The 17,261-nt window shown below is 68.8% G+C and carries 18 protein-coding genes and 2 pseudogenes; 10 read left to right on the plus strand and 10 right to left on the minus strand.

Annotated elements, in window-relative coordinates; genetic code table 11:
• Positions 1 to 183: 183 nt before the first annotated feature.
• The 5 genes from ABT129_RS31160 to ABT129_RS31180 are packed head-to-tail and all read right to left on the minus strand — an operon-like array spanning position 184 to position 4,571.
• Entirely contained in the window at positions 184 to 1,632 is a 1,449-nt protein-coding gene (locus tag ABT129_RS31160) for an SCO6880 family protein (protein ID WP_351908289.1), read from the minus strand.
• Entirely contained in the window at positions 1,629 to 3,110 is a 1,482-nt protein-coding gene (locus ABT129_RS31165; protein WP_351908291.1) for a hypothetical protein, read from the minus strand. The genes ABT129_RS31160 and ABT129_RS31165 overlap by 4 nt, the downstream gene beginning before the upstream one ends.
• Positions 3,107 to 3,892 (minus strand): hypothetical protein, encoded by a 786-nt coding sequence (locus ABT129_RS31170; protein ID WP_351908293.1) that lies wholly within the window; start codon positions 3,890 to 3,892, stop codon positions 3,107 to 3,109. Before ABT129_RS31170 ends, ABT129_RS31165 begins: the two co-directional genes overlap by 4 nt.
• Position 3,893: 1 nt before the next feature.
• Positions 3,894 to 4,184: a hypothetical protein gene (locus ABT129_RS31175; RefSeq protein ID WP_351908295.1), complete on the minus strand. Its 291-nt coding sequence runs from the start codon at positions 4,182 to 4,184 to the stop codon at positions 3,894 to 3,896.
• Between the two features lie 3 nt (positions 4,185 to 4,187).
• Entirely contained in the window at positions 4,188 to 4,571 is a 384-nt protein-coding gene (locus ABT129_RS31180; protein WP_351908297.1) for a hypothetical protein, read from the minus strand.
• A gap of 298 nt (positions 4,572 to 4,869) precedes the next feature.
• Between ABT129_RS31180 and ABT129_RS31185 the strand changes: the two genes are divergently transcribed.
• From ABT129_RS31185 to lexA, 4 genes are all read left to right on the plus strand, one after another.
• Complete coding sequence (locus ABT129_RS31185; protein ID WP_351908299.1) at positions 4,870 to 5,895, plus strand: C40 family peptidase; 1,026 nt, start codon at positions 4,870 to 4,872, stop codon at positions 5,893 to 5,895.
• Between the two features lie 131 nt (positions 5,896 to 6,026).
• Positions 6,027 to 6,356, plus strand: a complete 330-nt coding sequence (locus tag ABT129_RS31190; RefSeq protein WP_351908301.1) for a hypothetical protein — start codon at positions 6,027 to 6,029, stop codon at positions 6,354 to 6,356.
• 779 nt (positions 6,357 to 7,135) lie between these two features.
• On the plus strand, positions 7,136 to 8,503 hold the full coding sequence (locus ABT129_RS31200; protein ID WP_351908303.1) for an RNA-guided endonuclease InsQ/TnpB family protein: 1,368 nt from the start codon (positions 7,136 to 7,138) through the stop codon (positions 8,501 to 8,503).
• 191 nt (positions 8,504 to 8,694) lie between these two features.
• On the plus strand, positions 8,695 to 9,378 hold the full coding sequence (gene lexA / locus ABT129_RS31205; protein ID WP_351908305.1) for a transcriptional repressor LexA: 684 nt from the start codon (positions 8,695 to 8,697) through the stop codon (positions 9,376 to 9,378).
• A gap of 24 nt (positions 9,379 to 9,402) precedes the next feature.
• On the opposite strand, the gene ABT129_RS31210 is transcribed toward lexA, so the two are convergent.
• Both ABT129_RS31210 and ABT129_RS31215 read right to left on the minus strand, forming a co-directional pair.
• Positions 9,403 to 10,401: a DNA polymerase Y family protein gene (locus tag ABT129_RS31210; RefSeq protein WP_351908307.1), complete on the minus strand. Its 999-nt coding sequence runs from the start codon at positions 10,399 to 10,401 to the stop codon at positions 9,403 to 9,405.
• Complete coding sequence (locus ABT129_RS31215) at positions 10,398 to 10,649, minus strand: DUF8825 domain-containing protein (RefSeq protein WP_351908309.1); 252 nt, start codon at positions 10,647 to 10,649, stop codon at positions 10,398 to 10,400. The genes ABT129_RS31210 and ABT129_RS31215 overlap by 4 nt, the downstream gene beginning before the upstream one ends.
• Before the next feature lie 289 nt (positions 10,650 to 10,938).
• Here ABT129_RS31215 and ABT129_RS31220 point away from each other — a divergent pair, with 289 nt between their 5' ends.
• Together ABT129_RS31220 and ABT129_RS31225 are read left to right on the plus strand one after the other, a co-directional pair.
• A complete protein-coding gene (locus ABT129_RS31220) occupies positions 10,939 to 11,277 on the plus strand; it encodes a DUF6233 domain-containing protein (RefSeq protein ID WP_351908311.1) in 339 nt (112 codons plus the stop codon).
• A 104-nt stretch (positions 11,278 to 11,381) separates the two neighbouring features.
• Positions 11,382 to 11,738 carry a hypothetical protein gene (locus tag ABT129_RS31225; RefSeq protein ID WP_351908313.1) on the plus strand — a complete coding sequence of 119 codons (357 nt, stop codon included), beginning with the start codon at positions 11,382 to 11,384 and terminating at the stop codon, positions 11,736 to 11,738.
• Here the strand turns inward: ABT129_RS31225 and ABT129_RS31230 are convergent.
• Positions 11,728 to 12,547, minus strand: a pseudogene (locus tag ABT129_RS31230) (IS5 family transposase). The gene ABT129_RS31225 and the pseudogene ABT129_RS31230 overlap by 11 nt on opposite strands.
• Before the next feature lie 184 nt (positions 12,548 to 12,731).
• The gene (locus ABT129_RS31235) at positions 12,732 to 13,577 is read right to left on the minus strand and encodes a hypothetical protein (protein WP_351908314.1); all 846 of its coding nucleotides are present in this window, start codon (positions 13,575 to 13,577) and stop codon (positions 12,732 to 12,734) included.
• Between the two features lie 69 nt (positions 13,578 to 13,646).
• On the opposite strand from ABT129_RS31235, the gene ABT129_RS31240 reads away from it, so the two are divergent.
• The 3 genes and pseudogenes from ABT129_RS31240 to ABT129_RS31250 all read left to right on the plus strand — a co-directional run bounded on the left by ABT129_RS31240 (position 13,647) and on the right by ABT129_RS31250 (position 15,032).
• Complete coding sequence (locus ABT129_RS31240) at positions 13,647 to 13,889, plus strand: DUF7210 family protein (RefSeq protein ID WP_351908316.1); 243 nt, start codon at positions 13,647 to 13,649, stop codon at positions 13,887 to 13,889.
• 393 nt (positions 13,890 to 14,282) lie between these two features.
• Positions 14,283 to 14,552, plus strand: a pseudogene (locus ABT129_RS38130) (transposase); the annotation flags it as partial.
• Between the two features lie 210 nt (positions 14,553 to 14,762).
• Positions 14,763 to 15,032, plus strand: coding sequence for a hypothetical protein (locus ABT129_RS31250; RefSeq protein ID WP_351908320.1), 270 nt, complete (start codon positions 14,763 to 14,765; stop codon positions 15,030 to 15,032).
• Positions 15,033 to 15,541: 509 nt separating this feature from the next.
• Here ABT129_RS31250 and ABT129_RS31255 read toward each other — a convergent pair.
• A complete protein-coding gene (locus ABT129_RS31255; RefSeq protein ID WP_351908322.1) occupies positions 15,542 to 16,033 on the minus strand; it encodes a hypothetical protein in 492 nt (163 codons plus the stop codon).
• Between the two features lie 549 nt (positions 16,034 to 16,582).
• On the opposite strand from ABT129_RS31255, the gene ABT129_RS31260 reads away from it, so the two are divergent.
• On the plus strand, positions 16,583 to 17,261 hold a 679-nt coding region (locus tag ABT129_RS31260), incomplete at its 3' end, for a pentapeptide repeat-containing protein (RefSeq protein WP_351908324.1).

Below are 17,261 nucleotides of genomic sequence, written 5' to 3' on the forward strand. Positions count from 1 at the left end.
ACGGTGCCGGTGTCCTCTGCCGGCGCGCGGCCTGCGAACCGGCCGCCCCAGCCGAGCCTTGGAGCGTGCAGACGTCGTTGGCGTTGCTGTTCGGCGGCCTCGGCGCGGCGTTGAGCGGGGTTTGTGGGCGGCTCAGTTACCTGACGGGTAGTCGGGATCTTGGTGGACTTGGCCATGATCGCCTCACTTGACCAGGGGGCTGTATCCGATGGGCAGGCCGGCCGCGAAGATCGAGCCCTGGGCGCCGTAGGCGGTGCGCATCCGCAGGGCCCGGGTGGCTTTCACAGCCCGGTCGAGTTCCTGCCGTGCGGCGGGAAGGTCGGCGGCGGTGCGGGCGGTGACAGTGGCCATCAGCGTCCAGTCGACGACCTGGGCGCCCGAGGCGGCCTGGGCCGCGGCCTTCTCCGCCTTGGCGTAGTCGGCCTTCTGCGACCAGCGGGCGCGGCCTTTGACCTGGGCGGTGGTTTCGGCGGCCTGGGCAGCGTTGCTGATCTCCCGCTCCAGGACGGCTTCGCCCTCGTGGGGGTCCAGGACGCGGTAGGCGAGTGTGATGCGGCGCTGGAACTTCCCCGGGGAGAGCAGAGGGAGGAGGGTGCTGTAGGAGATGGGGCGCTTGGGCATTTCCCGCAAGACCCAGGAGACGGACACGGCGCCGTCGTGGGCGTACTCCTCGAATCCTTCGTCGGCGGCCATGGGTCCGCATTCGCCCCAGGAGAGGTCGGCGAAGTCCTGGTCGCGGGCGAAGAAGGAGGAGGGGTCGAAGGCGGAGCGGACCAGACGGCGCAGGTCGGTGGCTGTGGCTCTGCGGATGACGTCAGTGCCGGTGCCGGACAGATCCAGGGAGTCAACGACCCGCAGGGTTTCGGCGACCTGCTCGGCGAGGTCGGCCGGTGGGGTCGCGGTGGCGTTGGGGTCGACGATGACGCTCATCCATGGAGCGACGGACGCCGTGGCTCGTGGTGCGGTTTTCACCAGTTCGTCGATGAGGGCTTGGGCGACGACGGGGGCATTCGGGTCGCGGCGTGCTGCGATGTCGTCGCCGAGGGCCTCGCCTGCGCCGGGAGTGATCTGGATGGTGATCGAGGCGCCCTTGATCTGGTCGTCGGTGCTCATCGAGTCCAGAACGGAGCCCCAGTTCCGCAGGTTCGAGCGCACGGAGGCGGTCTGGGCCATGAGGCTGCCGCCCGGGGCGAGAAGGGTGGAGATCGTCATGTAGCCGCTGCGGCGGTTGTGGACGACGCCGACTTCACGGCCGGTGGTGGGGTCGTGGGCCTGGATCAGGGTGGTGGAGGCGGCCATCCCGGGCAGGTCCAGCGAGTAGGGGAGTTCGAGCAGCACCTTGCGATAGTTCGTAGCCTCCGCGCGTGCGGCGAGCTTCCATGCCACCTTGGCCCGGTAGTAGGCGAGCGCGGACATCCCGTGCCTGCGTGCCACGGTGAGCCCGAGCCCGAAGAAGGTGACGGGCAGGGTCACCCACAGGCTGGCCGGTGCGCTGGTGGCGATCACTCCGTCGAAGGCGAGAATCGCCGCGCCGATCATCGTGGCGTTCTTCGACAGGTTCCCCGCGCCGTGGGACTGGCGTGTGCGAAATCCTTCGACTCTCAGCCCGTTCGGTGTCTCGGTGGTGGTCACGTTTTGCTGCCCCCGTCTCCCATGGTCGATGCGGCGTCGTGGACGGCGTCGTTGACTCCGTCGAGGACCTGGAGTGCCAGAGTCGCTCCGCCGGTGGCAGCGGCTGTCGTGGTGGTAGCGGCCACGCCGGTGGCGGCCTCAGTCCCGCCCACGCCGCCGACTGCTCCCTCAGGCCCGCCCTGCGCGGGCACCTGTGCGTTGCGTGAGGACTGGGCAACGGCGTCATCACCCGCCTCTGCGGGGTCGCCTTGCGTCTGGGGACCCATCGACTTCTCCACGTACTGGGCGTGCGAGACGGCATCCGTCCCGCCGGCGTCTCCTCCACCGCCTCCGCTGGGGTCGGGGTCCGGGTCGGGGTCGGGTCCTCCGCCGCCGCCCTTGCCGAGGTAGGAGCCGGCCATGTTGGCAGCGGCTCCGAGAGCGCCACCACCGTTGAGGCCCGCGCCGATCTCGGCCCCGAGCGGTGCGAACAGCTTGGTGAGCGGGCCAGGTGCGATCACTGCCAGGCACAGGGTGGCCACGCCTCTGAGCCACTCGATCAAGGAGTGGGAGCGGCCGACCTCGGCGAAGCCGGTGCAGATGATCGCGGCGACGATGGGCTTGTAGGCGATGACGGTGCAGATGGAGGTCACGAGCTTCGGTGTCCAGCCGCGCATCGACTCCCCGCCCATCAGCCCTGCTCCGGCGATCGGCAGGAGCAGACACTGGATCGGGATCGCGGACTCTCGCAGGAAGATCAGGACCAGCTGCACGATGCCTACGAGCAGGAGGACCTGGACGATGCCGAGCACCAGAACCGGGTTGAGGACGGCTGCCGGCATCAGCACCGTGATGAGCCGTTCGAAGCTCTTGTCCTCGAAGGTCGTGTTCACCAAACCGGTGGTCAGCGCATCGCTGAGCTTCAGCAGCAGCACTACGACGGTCAGTCCGACCCCGCTCAGCAGGGCGTTCTGGGCGTAGCCGATGAGGACCCGGCCCCAGTCCTGAGGCTTGCCCGTCAACGCCGCCTTGCCGATGTTCCACATGGTGCCGAAGGCGGCGATCACCCAGCCGAGCCAGACCAGCATTCCGCTGAACTTGGCGTCCTCTTCGAAGAGGCCGGTGTCCTCCAGCTTGAGGCTGGGACCGAGGAGGGCCACGGTGAACACGGTGCGCAGCAGCCACTTCACTACGTCTACGGCGGAGCGGATGATGTCACCGATGACGGAGTTCCAGACGCTCTGCCAGTACTCCTCCACCGTCTCCTCGACCTTGTCGCCGACGGCGTCGCAGGCGTCGCGGCCTGCGATGGCAGTGCCGAGGAGGCGAACTGCGGTGCCGAGGCTGCTGGATCCGGTCACCACCCGGCAGCTAGCGTCCACGCTTTGGCTGACCGCGCTTTCCTTCTTCGGCTTCGGGTCGTCGGCTGCGGCCTGTGGCACCAGGGCCAGAGCCAGGATCGTGATGGCAGTCAGCAGGATCGCTGCGAGCCGTTTCACGAGGCCTCCCGGATCGCGGTCCATCCCGCAGGGCTGAACGCCGGGTCGCCCGGGGCTACGATCGCTGGCTCGTCCTGGCCCTGGATGGCCCGGCTTGCTTGCTCAAAGGCGGCGACGGAAAGCTTCCAGTCGGTTTGTTCCCAGCGCACGGCGGCGATGCTGCGGGTGTACGAGCCGCGTTCGGTCTTGATCTCGCCCGCTTTCGTCGTCACGCGGGAGAGCAGCCAGACGCTGACCTCCGTGGACGAGTGCGCGATGATCTTGTAGCCGATGACGTGCGCGCGGACGTACGAGCCCGGCGGCAGTTCGCCGCCGGCGGGCAGCCCCCAATCCGTGCGGAGCCGGGCGTCGCTCTCGCCGCCGGCCAGCTCCAGCCCCTCCCGAAGACGGGGGCTATGGTCGGCCGCGCTGAAGTAGCTCTCGTACAGGGCAAGCTGCTCGGCCTTGTTGCTGTTGTCGGGAGTGACAAGCGTGCTGTTCGAGGCGACGAGCATGCCCAGGGCGCCGTCGAGGGTCTGCGGGAACCCGACATCCTTGCCACGGCCGTCGGAGCGGGCGCCCCGGGGAAGAGTGGCCCAGCGCTCGGGGTCGGTCCAGTCCCGCGGCGGTTCGTACGTTGGCAGGGGCGAGGACGGTGCGGCAGCCGTGGCACCGGGCTTCCCTGAGTCCAGTTCGGGGTTGCCCCCGGACAGCATCGCGTAGCCCGTCAGGCCCACCACCATGAGGAGGAGAACTAACGCGGTCGGCATCATGAGGCGGTTGAGGCGGCCGTCGCGTGCCATCTCAGGCCGCGATCCCATTGAGGATGCTGATCAACACACTGGCGAGCAGGATCGAGAGGACACCACCGCCCATCCATTTGAAGGGCTCGGAGGCTCCTCCACCACTACGGGACTTGTCGGCCGTCGCCAACTTGAGGACTCCGTAGCCGACCGCACAGCAACCCGCGAGCACCAGTACGTAGAGGCCGTAGCCGAACAGCTCGCTCACGATGGGCGCCATGCCGGGGATCGGGGTGGGCTTGGCACCCGGCAGGACCGGGACGGGCCCGGCGAGGAGGGTGGACTTGGGCATCGGTCAGTTCCCTTCGAGGTGGCGGCGCAGGCGTGCGGCGGCGGCCTGCACGGGCTTGTGCTCCAGTGCCTCGGCGGGGTCATCGATAGTCCGCAGCACGGGCAGGTAGGGGAGGGTCACGGTCCCGGCGAGCCGGGCGCCGAGGGCGCGGATCCGGAAGCGGGCAGCGGGTGGTGAGGGGATCGGCGCCTCGGCAGTCAGGACCAGCCAGGGCCGGGGCACCACTTCGGGCCAGGCGTTGATCATTCGCTCGACGCAGACGGCGGCGTACACGGTGGTGTCAGCGACAACCACCGGCCGCACTCCCATGCCCAGTGGCTCGCCCGTGGCGGGGTAGTGGGCGATGTCCGGCCGCCCGTCTGCGAGCAGGTACGGCACGACGGCCATCGCTACAGAGCAGCCGTGCGCGCCGAAAAGGGCATAGCGCGGCCCGTGTTCCCGGGGCCGCTTCGTATCCGGAGTCACAAGATCGGTCGCCACACGCAACCTCCCCCCTTCGTCACCCGTTGCAAGGTTCGCAATGCGCATTCAATAGGCTACGGAGAGTAGCTATGGATCAGCAGAGCTGACAGGAGGTCAACGGACAGTCCGCTGATCAGGCACTTCGCAATGTTGTGCGAAGTGGCCCGCCGGTGACCGGGTCAGCCGAAAGGGGGACTCGATGAAGGTCGTATCCGGTGCCGTTATGGTGGTTCTGATACTCCCCGTAATCGTCTTGGTCCTCATCGCCGGACTGATCGCCGGTGTGGGTGCCGACACGACGGCCACCGCGAGCACCCTGCGAGGCGTACCACCGGAGTTCGCGCCGTGGATCCTCAAGGCCGTCGCCGAGTGCAAGGACCACCCCGAGCTGACCCCGGCTCTGATGGCCGCTCAGCTCCAGCAGGAGTCGAAGTTCAGCACCTCGCGCGACACGGTTTCGAGCGCCGACGCGAAGGGCCCGGCGCAGTTCGTCGACGGGACATGGGCGACGTACCGCAACGACGCCGACGGCAACGGGCGCGCCGACCCGTTCGACGTCGGCGACGCCGTCATCGCCCAGGGCCGCTTCATGTGCTCCCTGCTCGGCGACGCCAAGGCCTCCGGCATCAAAGGCGACGTTCGCCGCCTGGCACTCGCCGGCTACAACGCCGGCTGGGCGGCCGTCCTGTTCTACCGCGGCGTCCCGCCCAAGTCCTTCGCCGAAGGCCAGACCCACAACTACGTCATCGCCATCATGGCGATGATCAAGGACTACCAGGGCGCTCCCCTGCTGGATGTGGGCGGCAGCGGGGCCGGCTCACAGGCGTTGCGCCGGGCCGCCGCTCGGATCGGCACCCCGTACGCCTACGGCGGCGGCACCCCGGCGGGCCCGGGCAGGGGCTTCTGCGACAGCGGCAACGGGTACCTGCGCGGGCGCTGCGCAGCCTCCTCCACCATCGGCTTCGACTGCAGCAGCCTGGTCCAGTACGCCTACTGGCCGCACACCCAGCTCCCTCGAACCGCGGCCGCCCAGTACGGGGCCACAGCCCACCAGCCCGTCTCCCGTGGCGAACTGCGCCCGGGCGACCTGCTCTTCTGGGCTCGCCGGGACGGCTTCATCTACCACGTCGGCCTGTACGCGGGCGACGGGCGGGTCCTTCACGCCCCCCGCACCGGGCGCCAGGTCGAGGTCGTCGGACTCGACTCCGCCATGCCGGCCAGCGACTACCGCGGGGCCACCCGCGTGTGAGTCCTCCGCCGAGCGTTCTACGGAGGCAGCCGGCCAGGACAACTGGGGTCGGAGTCGGCGAACGCTGGTGACACGATCAGCAGGACCGGACGCAGGCACCGGTGCACCGCCCAGAGGGCATGATGCCGGGCATGGATGCACACGAGATCCTCAAAAGAGCCCAAGACCTCCAAGCCGCGAAGCTTGCTGCGAAGCAGGCCGCCGTGGCCCCGCTCGCGGAACTCCTGGCCACCCGGATCCGCTTGCAGCGTGAGTTCGCCGACACCGAAGCCCCTTACGAGGAGGCCTACGCCGAGGCGGCGGCAGCCGGCTGGTCCCCTGCCGAGCTGACCGAAATCGGTGCCACCGAGCCGACACCGCGACCCCGCGCCCGGCGGTCCAAGGCCAGAGGAAAGGCCGCCACTGCCGCTGCGAGCAATTCGAGCACGGACATTCCCACGCAGGCCGCCGTCAACGCCTGACACTGCCGGCTCACCCGGGCGAGTACTGCTCGCCGAACGCGATTCCTCGCGATCTCCGGCTCAAAGGCGGCGAATTCCACCACGCCATGCTCGGCGCCACCCACCTGCACAACCTCACCTTGGCCGGATAGCGGCGAGTACACGCAAGCGACTTCCCCTGCCCATTGCGACTCGAAGATCGATTAGCGAACCGAAGGGCGACGTCCTAGGCGCTGTAGAGCGGGATGGTTGCCACGCCGCCCTGCGCGCGTGGGGCACCTCCGTCCTCCGACGCCCGATGGTGCCCGAACTGGGGACCATCCCTGCGCGCGTGGGGCGCCTAGGACACCCGGGACGGGCTCTTCTACTGGCTGGGGACCCTCCCTGCGCACGTGGGGCGCCTACTGGCTGACCTCGGGTTCTTTGGTTGGCGACCAGCCGATGACACCAGCGGATTCCGACAAAAGTGAGGCTTCTGCGCGTTTCACCTGCGTGTTGGGATGGGCGACTCGGTTACCCGGCCGCTCTGGGCGGCCGGTCGCCCGGCCGCGAGCTGTCTCCAGCCCTGTCCTTCCCGCTTCCATTCCTTCGCTGCTCAAGACAGCAAAGGAGGCTTCCTGCCCTTGCCTTGCGGCTGGTGCAGTCCACGGGCGCGCTACTCCCCAGTCCAGGGGCCGAGTCCCTCTCCCGCAAGAGAGGAGCAAGCAGGACTGTAGGAGCACAATCCGCAGCACGACGCCCCTGACACCCCTATTAACCCATTTGGGAAGATTGTCAGTGCAGGGTGGAAGGCTGTGCGCATGGTCGAGAAGAGCACCACCATCGTGGTCAAGGAGACGCTGGCCCCTACTCCCGGACAGGTCGAAATCCTTCAGCGATACGCCGAAGCATCACGGTGCAGTTACAACTTTGCTCTCGGTCTCAAGCATGGCGCACAGCAGTTGTGGAGTCATGGGCGAGACCAGCTTGTCGCTCAGGGCCAGACGCCCGTGCAGGCTGCGAGGAACGCTCCGAAGATCGATATGCCCTCGCAGTTCACGATCCAGAAGATCTTTGTGGCCGAGCGCGATCAGGCTCTGCCGGGCCCTGTGCTGGCGGGCCAAGGGCCCCGGTACCGCTACCAGTGGTGGAAGGGGGTCAACGCGATCGTGTGTCATCAGGCATTCAGGGATGCCGACGCCGCCTTCGCCAACTGGAAGAAGGGAGCACGGCGCAAGGGGGCGCCGGTCCGGTATCCCCGGTTCAAGCGGCGCGGGCGGTGCCGGGAGTCGTTTCGGATGTTCAGTGTCCGGCTGGTCGAGCGGGATCTGCGGCATGTGCGGATCGGTGGTGAGCGCGGTGGGCAGCCTGCTTTCGACGTGCGGCTGCACCGTCCCGCGCGACGGCTGGCCCGGCTTCTGGCCCGGGGCGGGGAGACGAAATCCGTGACGGTGGCCCGTGAGGGCCATCGCTGGGTGGTGCTGTTCAACGTCCGGGTCCTGGCCGGTCCCGCGCCGCGGCCGAGCCGGCGGCAGCTCGCCGCTGGGGCGGTGGGCGTGGATTTGGGAGTGAAGGTGTTCGTCGCCACATCGGACCCGTTGATGGTCAACGACAGTAGGGTCCAGCTGTTCGAGAATCCGCGCCATCTGGAGAACACCCGTCGTCAGCTGCGTCGATGGCAGCGGCGCATGGCCCGGCGGCACCTGCGCGGGCGTCCGGCTCATGAGCAGTCCAAGGGCTGGATGGAAGCTCGGGACCAGGTGGCCAGGCTCCACGCGCTAGTGGCCTCGCGGCGGGCCTCTGCTCAGCACCTGGTGACCAAGCGGCTGGTGACCCAGTACGCCCATGTGGCTCTGGAGGACTTGCGGGTGAAGAACATGACCGCCTCCGCCCGCGGAACGATCGCCAGCCCCGGGCGCAACGTGAGGGCCAAGGCCGGGCTGAACCGGGCTGTTCTGGACGTCGGCTTCGGCGAGATCCGCCGACAGGTCGAGTACAAGGCCCTTCTGTACGGCGCAACAGTCAGTGTCGTCGACCCCGCCTACACCTCTCAGACCTGTCACCGCTGCGGCCACGTGGACGCGAAGAGCCGCCGCACCCGGGACCTGTTCGCCTGCACCCGCTGCGGCCACACCACACATGCCGACATCGGTGCCGCCATCAACATCAAGGCTCGCGCACGGTACTGACCTCGCTTGACCACGCGGCGCGCGGCCGTGGCGGGTCAGTCGGCCGTGACAGGCGCTTCGATCGATGCCCCCAGCGGCGCCCCTGCCTACCCGGGTCTGCACCTACCTGAATATCGAATCAGTGTTCCCTATGTGCTGGTTGGCGGGTTAGTGTCCCCTTCAAGCAAGATCCCGCCAGGGGGGGGTACACCATGCATGCTGCCAAAACCGCAGGCCGGCCCGGGCGGGCGCCTGGCATTACGGTCAACGCCGAGGGGCTGACATCCCGGCAGGTCGCGATCATCGAGTTCATCGAGCGTGAGGTCGACCGCCAGGGCTACCCCCCGTCGATGCGGGAGATCGGCGCCGCGGTCAAGCTCAGCAGCACCTCCTCCGTCGCGCACCAGCTGATGGCGCTGGAACGCAAGGAGGTGCTCTACCGGGACCCGCACCGGCCGCGCGCCTACCGCGTCCGCACCCGCTGGACCATGGACTACCCCCAGCCCCCGGCGGCCAGTCCTGGCGTGGCCGCTGTTCCCCTCGTCGGCCGGATCGCGGCCGGAGCCCCGATCCTCGCCGAGGAAGCGATCGAAGACGTTCTGACGCTGCCCCGGCAGCTGGTCGGCGAGGGACGGCTCTTCGCACTGAAGGTGGTTGGCGACAGCATGATCGACGCGGCGATCTGCGACGGAGACCTGGTCACCGTCCGCCAGTCCGACAGCGCGGACCACGGGGACATCGTCGCCGCCATGATCGACGGCGAGGCCACCGTGAAGCGTCTGCGCCGCGAGGACGGCCGCGTCTGGCTGATGCCGCACAATCCCGCCTACGAGCCGATCCCGGGAGACGACGCGGTCATCCTCGGCAAGGTCGTCGCGGTCCTGCGCACCCTGTAGGGCCGTGTAGCAGCCTCCCGCCGGTCAGCTCGCACGGCGGTAGGCGCCGGCCGGTCCGGCCAGGCGTCGTCCGTACTTGTTGTTGATGCGGTCCAGCACCGGCTCCAGTGAGAGCCGCTGTTCGCGGGCGAGGTCGAGGGAGATCTGTGTGCCGGGACCTTCGTCGGCGGGGCGGAGGTCTTCGGCGGTCAGGGTGATCCGGCGGATCCGCGCCCGCTGGAACGCGAGAGAGTCCAGGATCCGGAAGGTCGCGGTACGCAGGTCTTCGGTGTGGGCGGAGGGATGTGGGAGAGCGCGGGTCCGGTCCAGGGTGGTGCCGTCGGCGAACCGCACGGACAGGGTCACCTTGCGGATGACCTGCTCGCGTCGGCGGACCCGTTCGGCGAGGGTGACGGCCAGGTCCAGCAGTCCGGCCCGGAACAGGACGGGGTCGTAGACGTCGCGGTCGAAGGCATGAAACGTGGAGGTGGACTGGGGCATGCGGTGGGCGGTGACCGCCCGGGGGTCGATCCCGCGGGCGCGGTCGCGCAGTGTGCGGCCCGCCTTCCCGCCCAGGATCCGACAGACGACGCCCTCTTCCATCGCCGCGAGCGCGCCGGCCGTGTGCAGGCCGTACCGCTCCAGCGCGGCAGCCTGAGCGGGCCCGATGCCGTGCAGTGCCCGGACCGGGAGCGGACTCAGGAAAGCCTGGACCGCACGGTGGTCGGGCAGGTGCAGAACGCCGTTGGGGCCGGTGTGTGCGGAGGCCGTCGCGGCCGTCGCCCAGGTATCGGCCACACCCACATGTGTGTCGAGGCCGTATTTCGCCAGCGCCTGGATCCGGAACCGGACCGCCAGCCGCTCCGGGGCCGTACCGAACAGACGGCCCGCGCCCTTGAGCTGCGCAAGCGCTGCCAGCGGCGGGAGGGGCTGCACGGTGGGAGTGAAGTCGCCGAGGAGATCCAGGATCCGGCGGTGGCCGTCAGGGGCGGTGTCGGGTCGGCACCGGACGTGCCAGACGACACTGTCGTGCTCCACGCTCATGCCGCTCCCTCCTCGCGCGTGTGCCGTGCGGCGCGGGCCTGGAGCACGAGCTCCGGGCGCCCGGAAGCCGGGCGGGACTGGGCCCAGTAGGGGTGGTAGTACACCGCGGCGGAGAGCCGGATCAGGCGGCGCCGCAGAGCGGTGACGCCCGCGGTCCCCGGGGTGTGGGGGCGGGCGAGGTCCTCGTACGTCCGCGTCCACGCCGCCTGGGCGCGGACGAGGTCGTCAGGGAAGGGCAGGTGGCGCATACTTTCGATTAGAGCATGTGTTCGAATACCTGTGCCATGTGTGCCACGCGGGATCCGAGAGTCCGGGTTCTACCCTGACCCGGCCGCCCCGCCCGACCTGAGGATTCGCCATGACCACCCCCGCGCCGGTCAACCTCCCGCCGCAGCAGTGCCCGCCCCAGTTGCTGGGTAGATGCGCTCACTGCCAGGCTCCCTGCCACCGCTACGGATTCGGTGGGAACCCCTTGTGCCAGGCGCATAAGGCGGAGGCAGTCGCAGCCGCGCAGAAACCCCAGCGTCCGGTCGGCTGATGTCCGAGCTGCCGCCGGACCTGCCACGCCTGCGGACCCTGGAGACGTGGCTGACGGTCTCCCTCGACCGCGTCCGGGCCCGCATCGCCGAGGTCGAGACCCGTGAGGCCGCGCTCCGCCCTGTCCGGCAGCGGCGGGAGGAGCCCGGCTGGGTGCTGGCCTACCTCCGCGAGCAGGGCCGCCGCGTGCCGGACAGCGTCCACATCGACGACTGCCGCATGGCCGGGAAGAACATTGGCCCCCTCACCCGCGAAGAGGCCCGCCAGATCCTGCACGCCGGCCAGGTGCAGGCCTGCGCGATCTGCCGCCCGGACTCCGACCTCGGCCTCATCGACTGACGCACGCCCCCGGCCGACGAGAGGGCGACCGGGTTCCCCTTCGGCGTGCCTGGACTAAGACGTCGTTTCTTATGGCTGTCAGAGCGGCATGAGAGCCTCCTGGCATGAGCTACGACCTTGCTGTCTGGGAAGGCGAGAGGCCGGCGGATGACAAGACCGCCGGCCGGGTCTTCGACGACCTGTACGACCGCTACATCGACAGCGAGGTGGAAGAGCCTCCGTCCGAGCGCATCGAGGCCTACGTGGCCGCGTTGCTTGATCGGTGGTGCGACATCACCGAGGACGAGGAGGACACCTCCCCCTGGTCAACCGGGCCGCTGATCGGCGAGGCCACAGGGCCGCTGATCTACTTCCCCATGCGGTGGAGCATGGCCGAGGAGGCGTCGGCCTACGCGGCGGCCGTAGCGGAGTCCATGGGCCTGATCTGCTTCGACGTACAGCAGAACCGGCTCAGGCCGTGAGAAGGCTGGCCAAGCGGCGGTAGCCGATGAGGACTGCGGCTATGCCGACGAAGGCGAGGAAGTGCTCGGCCTTCCCTTCATAGCGCCGGTGGAGCCTTCGACAACCGGCCAGCCAGGACACGGTTCTCTCGACCACCCACCGATGCCGGCCCAGCCGCTGCGAGGACTCGACACCCTTGCGGGCAATGCGATGGCGGATACCGCGCTCGCGAAGCCATCGGCGCAGGTGGTCGTAGTCATAGCCCTTGTCCGCATGCAGCCTCGTCGGCCGCCGACGCCGGGGACCACGGATGGACCGGATCGGTGGGATACCGCGCACAAGCGGCTCCAGGCCCAGACTGTCGTGCATGTTCGCGCCGGAGATGCCCAGGGACAGCGGCAGCCGTTCCGGTCGGTGATCAGGTGGATCTTCGATCCCAACCTGCCGCGGTCGGTCGGATTCGGTCCCGTCAGCGGCCCCCTTTTGCAGCCCGCAGACTGACCGAGTCGATCGCGCACCGCGACCAGTCCAGCTCGCCCCGCGCTCCGAGCTCGTCAAGGATCACACGGTAGAGCCTTGCCCAGACCCGGTCCTGGCTCCACTGAGCGAACCGGCGGTAGACCGTTTGCCAGGCCGGGCCGAACACCGGCGGCAGTTGCCGCCAGGTGCAGCCCGACGTCGCCACGAAGATGATCGCCGCCAGGGCTTCACGGTCACCTGCCCGGCGTCGGCCACCGCCCTGCGGGCGTATCACCTCAGTCGGTGGCACCACCCGCCGGAACAGCACCCACAACTCGTCCGGAACCAATCGCTCCACGAAATCCGTCATGCACGGATCAACGAACGATCACGCCATAAGAAACGCCGTCTAAGGGTTGTCCCGTAAATGATCTTCGGATTCCCTCGGGCGGGGCTGGCCGCCGTACGGCCCGCTGCCCTATCCGGCGAGGCCAAGGTGTGTGCACCTTCTTCATGTCCCGAGCTGCCGCCATCGTCTCTGCACGCCGGTAGAACTACCGCCCGACCCTGGCGATATCGCGAAGGATCGTCTCAAGGTCCGCTACGAAACTGGCCCACGCGTTGAACGCTTGGGCGTCTGCCAAGAGCTTTTGTCTTGCAGCCTGGTGGCGGCTGCTGGCACGGCTCCAGAGGGTGCGCGCGACCTGTTCCACCGCGTCGAAGTCGTGGAAGAGCGCCTTCGTGTCGATCGCAGCAAGGGCCTTGTGCTTGGCCCGAAGGTCACCGTAGCGGTTGAGGGGAAGCCAACTTAGCCCAGCGCCCTCAACCAAAGGGCGAATCTCGCCGTCGAACTGTTCCCAAACAAGGAGCATTGAGGTGATCCACTCCGCCTGCTCGGCGCCCCCGCCCGTGAACGTTCGTTGGAAGTCAGTCCTTCGCTTCTCCAGTAGCGCGCCAGCCTGAGGGTGCGGCGGGTGCTGGGTGAGGGCACTCACGAGCTCTCTACCTGTTGTGACCAGCTCTGCAGCGGCCAGCTCGTAGGTGGAATGCGCGTCAGAGCGGACATGCCGAAGGGCCAATTCCAGGTAGGCCGCCTTGGCTGCTTCGGCCCTGTTCCTGGCGATTCGACGCTCCATGGCTTGCGCCTGCTGACCGTTCAGATGCGAGAGAACGACGAGCGCGGTAGGCACACCGAACAGCAGGCTCGTGAAACTGGACACCAGGTTGGTCAGGAACCCTCGGTCGTCCCACCATCCGTGACCGTCGCCGTAGACACCTAGGACAGTTGCAGCGACCCCCAACGGCACCGATATGTAGGCCACCCAGCGGATCGCCTTCGGCGTCTCACGCCACCATTCTCGGACTACCCTGCGCATGAACTCCCCCTCGTAGCTCAGCACGGGACAGTAGCGCGTGCTTCCACCACAGTGCGGGCCATAGCTACGAACTCCACCACCAAAAAGCCCGCCGTGCCCGATGCCGCGGTCCAGTCCACCGACGCCGACATCGTCACCCAGCCCGCCCCGGCCGTCCGGCCGCCGGCCCTCGCCCGCCGCGTCGGCCCCACGCTCAACCCTGCCGTCGATCCGATCACGACCAGGCTGACGCACCACCACGAGATCGACGGCGTCACTTACGCGCCGGGCGACGAGCTCCTGGTCGATCCGGAGTACGGCGCGCGCCTGCAGGCGCAGGGCTACGCGCAGCTCTGATGAGCGAGCTGACCCTGGCTGACGCGGATCCGGTCTCCGCGATCCTCGCCTGGTTGCGGACACACCCGGAGGTCGCCGACGCGCTCGGCGGCCCCGGTCGTTGTGTCCGGAATCGAAGAGGGCCCCTGGCCGCACCTGCGGGTCGACCACGGGCCCGGCGGCGCCCTGCGGGACCTGCGCTGGGCCATCGCACCCGCGGTGACGCTCGAGGTTCTGGGCGACCCGGGCGGCTGGCCGAGCAAGGCCGAACTCCGCCGCATCCTTCTGCGCTGCGCCCAGGCGGCGCAGGAGCTGGTGGAGGCTCCCCACGTGCCGGGCCGGCCGGTCATCAGCGGCATCAGGCCATCCGGGCTGCTGATCTGGGCGCCGCTCGTCACCGGCCAACCCAGGTGGCTGCTCGTCTGGGACAACCTCAACGTCCACAAGGCCGCCGGTCTGCGGGAGTGGGCCGCGGCCCGGGACTGGCTGACCCTCCACTACCTGCCGCCCTACGCGCCCGACCTCAACCCCGTCGAGGGGATCTGGTCCCTACTACGACGCGGATGGCTTTCAAACGTCGCCTTCTCCACCACCGAACACCTCATCCAGCGCATCCGGCGCGGCTTGCGGCACATCCAGTACCGCAGCCACCTCATAGACGGATGCCTCGCCGAGACCGGCTGAGCATCGACACGATTTCAACCCACTAGCCCCGGAAGGCCGCGTATGCGACGGCTACTGTCCCGGCCGGTCGTCTAACCAACCCCTGACACGCGGGTCACCAACCGGGTGAGCGATGATCGTACGACGGATACGGGTATGTGGCCGGTGCTCCCGGACGCTGAAAGGGCGCAGTGGAACTACCTCCCCGGGCGGGCCCTGGGGCCACTGCGCATGGACATGCACCAGGAAGAGGTCATCGCAGCCCTGGCTGCGCACGGCTTCACCGCCCAGCCGGATGAATGTAGCTCAGAGTGGGTCCCCGTGCGCTTCGCCAAGGAAGACACCTCCATGAGCCGGGCAGCGGTGGAGTGCTACTTCTACTCGAACGGACAGTTGGCCTACGTTCACGTTGACGGACGTCTCGGCCCCCAGGTGACCTGCGAGGGAATTCGACTCATTGGCCGTGTCCCGTCGCAGCTCGCGCACGAGATGGAAACCTAAGCGACCAAGAACGACTTCGGCCTGCGGTTCGGCCCCACCGGCGACATCTTCTGCGACGGCTTCCAGCTCGAACTCGGTGCCCAGCGCGTCGGCGACCACGCCGTGTCCTGGGCCCTGTTCTTCGTCGCAGGAGACGACCACTCGGTAACGCGCGACAACGCCCCCGAAGCGGTCTGGCACCACTGGTAGACAGCACCACGCTCACCTCGAACTCGAACGCCCTCAAGTAGAAGGCGAAGAGAAGGGCATCGTGGAGCCGACGCTGGGGCCGGCAGCCCTTGCGACACCACGAGTTCATCCTCAGTAACAGCCTGGCCGGGGCGCTGCGGGCCCGGCTGGGCTACAGCAGCACCTCCCACGAGGATGTGGCCGCCGTCGTCGGCTGGAGCGTCGAGGACGTCGCCCGGCACCGCGAGGAAGACTGGCCCGTCCGGCGCCGGATAGAAACGTGCGGGGTGGTGGTCTCGGGCCTGACGGTCGAGACCACCACCCCAGCAGGCGGTGACGACCTACGCGTTCTCGATGGCGTCCTGGGCGGCGTGGATGAAGGCGTTCCGGGTGCTAAGCAGGTTGGCGAATGCCCCGCCGGGTAGCTCGTCAACCTCGCCAGCTTCCGGCTGAATACGGGTCCGCCAGACGGCGGCCATGTACCTCTCTGCTGCCCCCGCTACTTCCGGCGGCCCCTCCAACCTGAGCAAGGCGTGCGCCTGCTGCGTGGCCGTCGCGAGTTCGGGGTCGTGATTCTGGGGGCCTGTCTCCCACTCCGTTGCTGCGGCGAGCATCGCCGCATAGGTCTGGCGACGCTGCTCGGCTGCGCGAACCTTGCGCTGCTCGTCGAGCGTGGCCTGGACCGTCGAGATCAACGCGTTCGCTTGTGCCTGGCCGGCAGTCTCGGCTGCGGCGGCTTGTCGGTGGCCGGCCTTCCACGCGAAGAACCCCGTCACTGCACTGCCCAGGATGGCCGCTCCGGCGGCGATCAGGGCGATCCCCCACTCATTCATACGGCGGACCCTGCCCATGGGGCCACGTGGGAATGCGGCGTGGTGGTCTCGGGGCTGACGGTCACGACCACCAGAACGAGGCGGGCCGGGGACTCCAGGAGTTCGCGATGGCGTTCTGGGCGGCCTGGGTGAATGCGGCACGGGCGTCAGCGCGAGGCCAGGGTGGCGGTTGGGGCGCTCGGTCTGTTGAACTGCCCGCGCTGGGTGGTGAGGGGCTGTCAGGCTGGGCGGGGTGAAGGAGCATGGGCTGACCAGGGTTCGGCGGGCGCGGCGTGTTCGGCTCGTCCACGTCGGGCTGCTTGGCGGACCAGGGCCCGTACGCGGCGTACAACCCGTTCCGACCTGGGCCCACCTGACCCCTGTCCGTCACGGTCCGGCGACCGCCGGCACTGAGCCTCTCCTGCCTGGAGCCGTCCCGCCATGAGTACACCCCAGCCCCCGACGGCAGCGCCGCCCTGGCCGCACTGCGCTCACGGCGTTGACCCGGCCTCCGATCCCGTCGGCTGCCGCGGCGTCCATGTCCCCGGCCATACGGCCTGCCTCGCGCACTTGACCAACGGCGACCGCACCTCGTACCTGGCAGGCCTGACCCCGGGTGTCGACATCGACCACCGCGGCACGCCCTTCACCGAAGACCTCCTCACCCAGCTCCTGAGCGCCCTCACCGACCCCACCACCCACAACCCCCACCTCGGCACGGCCAGGTTCGACGGGGCACTGTTCACCGGCACCGCCGGGTTCGAGCAGGCGCGGTTCACCGGCACCGCCGGGTTCGACCGGGCCGAGTTCTCCGGCGGCGCTATGTTCCGCGGGGCGCAGTTCTCCGGCGATGCCCGCTTCGGCGGAGCACAGTTCTCCTACATCGCCTCGTTCACGAGGACGCAGTTCTCCGGCGGCGCCTGGTTCGGCAGGGCGCAGTTCTCCGGCCCCGCCGCGTTCGACGGGGTGCAGTTCACCAGCTCCGCTGTGTTCGGCGGAGCGCTGTTCACCAGCACCGCCGGGTTTTTCGGGGTGCATTTCACCGGTACCGCCGGGTTCGACGAGGCGCAGTTCTCCGACGAAGCCCTGTTCGGCAGGGCGCACTTCACCGGCGACGCGGGGTTTATCGGGGCGCAGTTCACGGGCACCGCCGCGTTCGACGAGACCCAGTTCACCGGCACCGCCTGGTTCAGCGGGGCGCAGTTCACGGGCACCGCCGCGTTCGGCAGGGCGCAGTTCACCGGTACCG

It is taken from the genome of Streptomyces sp. NPDC002057, from assembly GCF_040296665.1.
GTDB lineage: Bacteria > Actinomycetota > Actinomycetes > Streptomycetales > Streptomycetaceae > Streptomyces.

Bases quoted from the DNA above. Each gene is read 5' to 3' on its own strand.
- ABT129_RS31170 (WP_351908293.1), bottom strand. From the start codon at position 3,892: ATGGCACGCGACGGCCGCCTCAACCGCCTCATGATGCCGACCGCGTTA.
- ABT129_RS31175 (WP_351908295.1), bottom strand. From the start codon at position 4,184: ATGCCCAAGTCCACCCTCCTCGCCGGGCCCGTCCCGGTCCTGCCGGGT.
- ABT129_RS31180 (WP_351908297.1), bottom strand. From the start codon at position 4,571: ATGGCCGTCGTGCCGTACCTGCTCGCAGACGGGCGGCCGGACATCGCC.
- ABT129_RS31185 (WP_351908299.1), top strand. From the start codon at position 4,870: ATGGTGGTTCTGATACTCCCCGTAATCGTCTTGGTCCTCATCGCCGGA.
- ABT129_RS31190 (WP_351908301.1), top strand. From the start codon at position 6,027: ATGGATGCACACGAGATCCTCAAAAGAGCCCAAGACCTCCAAGCCGCG.
- ABT129_RS31200 (WP_351908303.1), top strand. From the start codon at position 7,136: ATGGTCGAGAAGAGCACCACCATCGTGGTCAAGGAGACGCTGGCCCCT.
- lexA (WP_351908305.1), top strand. From the start codon at position 8,695: ATGCATGCTGCCAAAACCGCAGGCCGGCCCGGGCGGGCGCCTGGCATT.
- ABT129_RS31210 (WP_351908307.1), bottom strand. From the start codon at position 10,401: ATGAGCGTGGAGCACGACAGTGTCGTCTGGCACGTCCGGTGCCGACCC.
- ABT129_RS31215 (WP_351908309.1), bottom strand. From the start codon at position 10,649: ATGCGCCACCTGCCCTTCCCTGACGACCTCGTCCGCGCCCAGGCGGCG.
- ABT129_RS31220 (WP_351908311.1), top strand. From the start codon at position 10,939: ATGTCCGAGCTGCCGCCGGACCTGCCACGCCTGCGGACCCTGGAGACG.
- ABT129_RS31225 (WP_351908313.1), top strand. From the start codon at position 11,382: ATGAGCTACGACCTTGCTGTCTGGGAAGGCGAGAGGCCGGCGGATGAC.
- ABT129_RS31250 (WP_351908320.1), top strand. From the start codon at position 14,763: ATGGACATGCACCAGGAAGAGGTCATCGCAGCCCTGGCTGCGCACGGC.
- ABT129_RS31255 (WP_351908322.1), bottom strand. From the start codon at position 16,033: ATGAATGAGTGGGGGATCGCCCTGATCGCCGCCGGAGCGGCCATCCTG.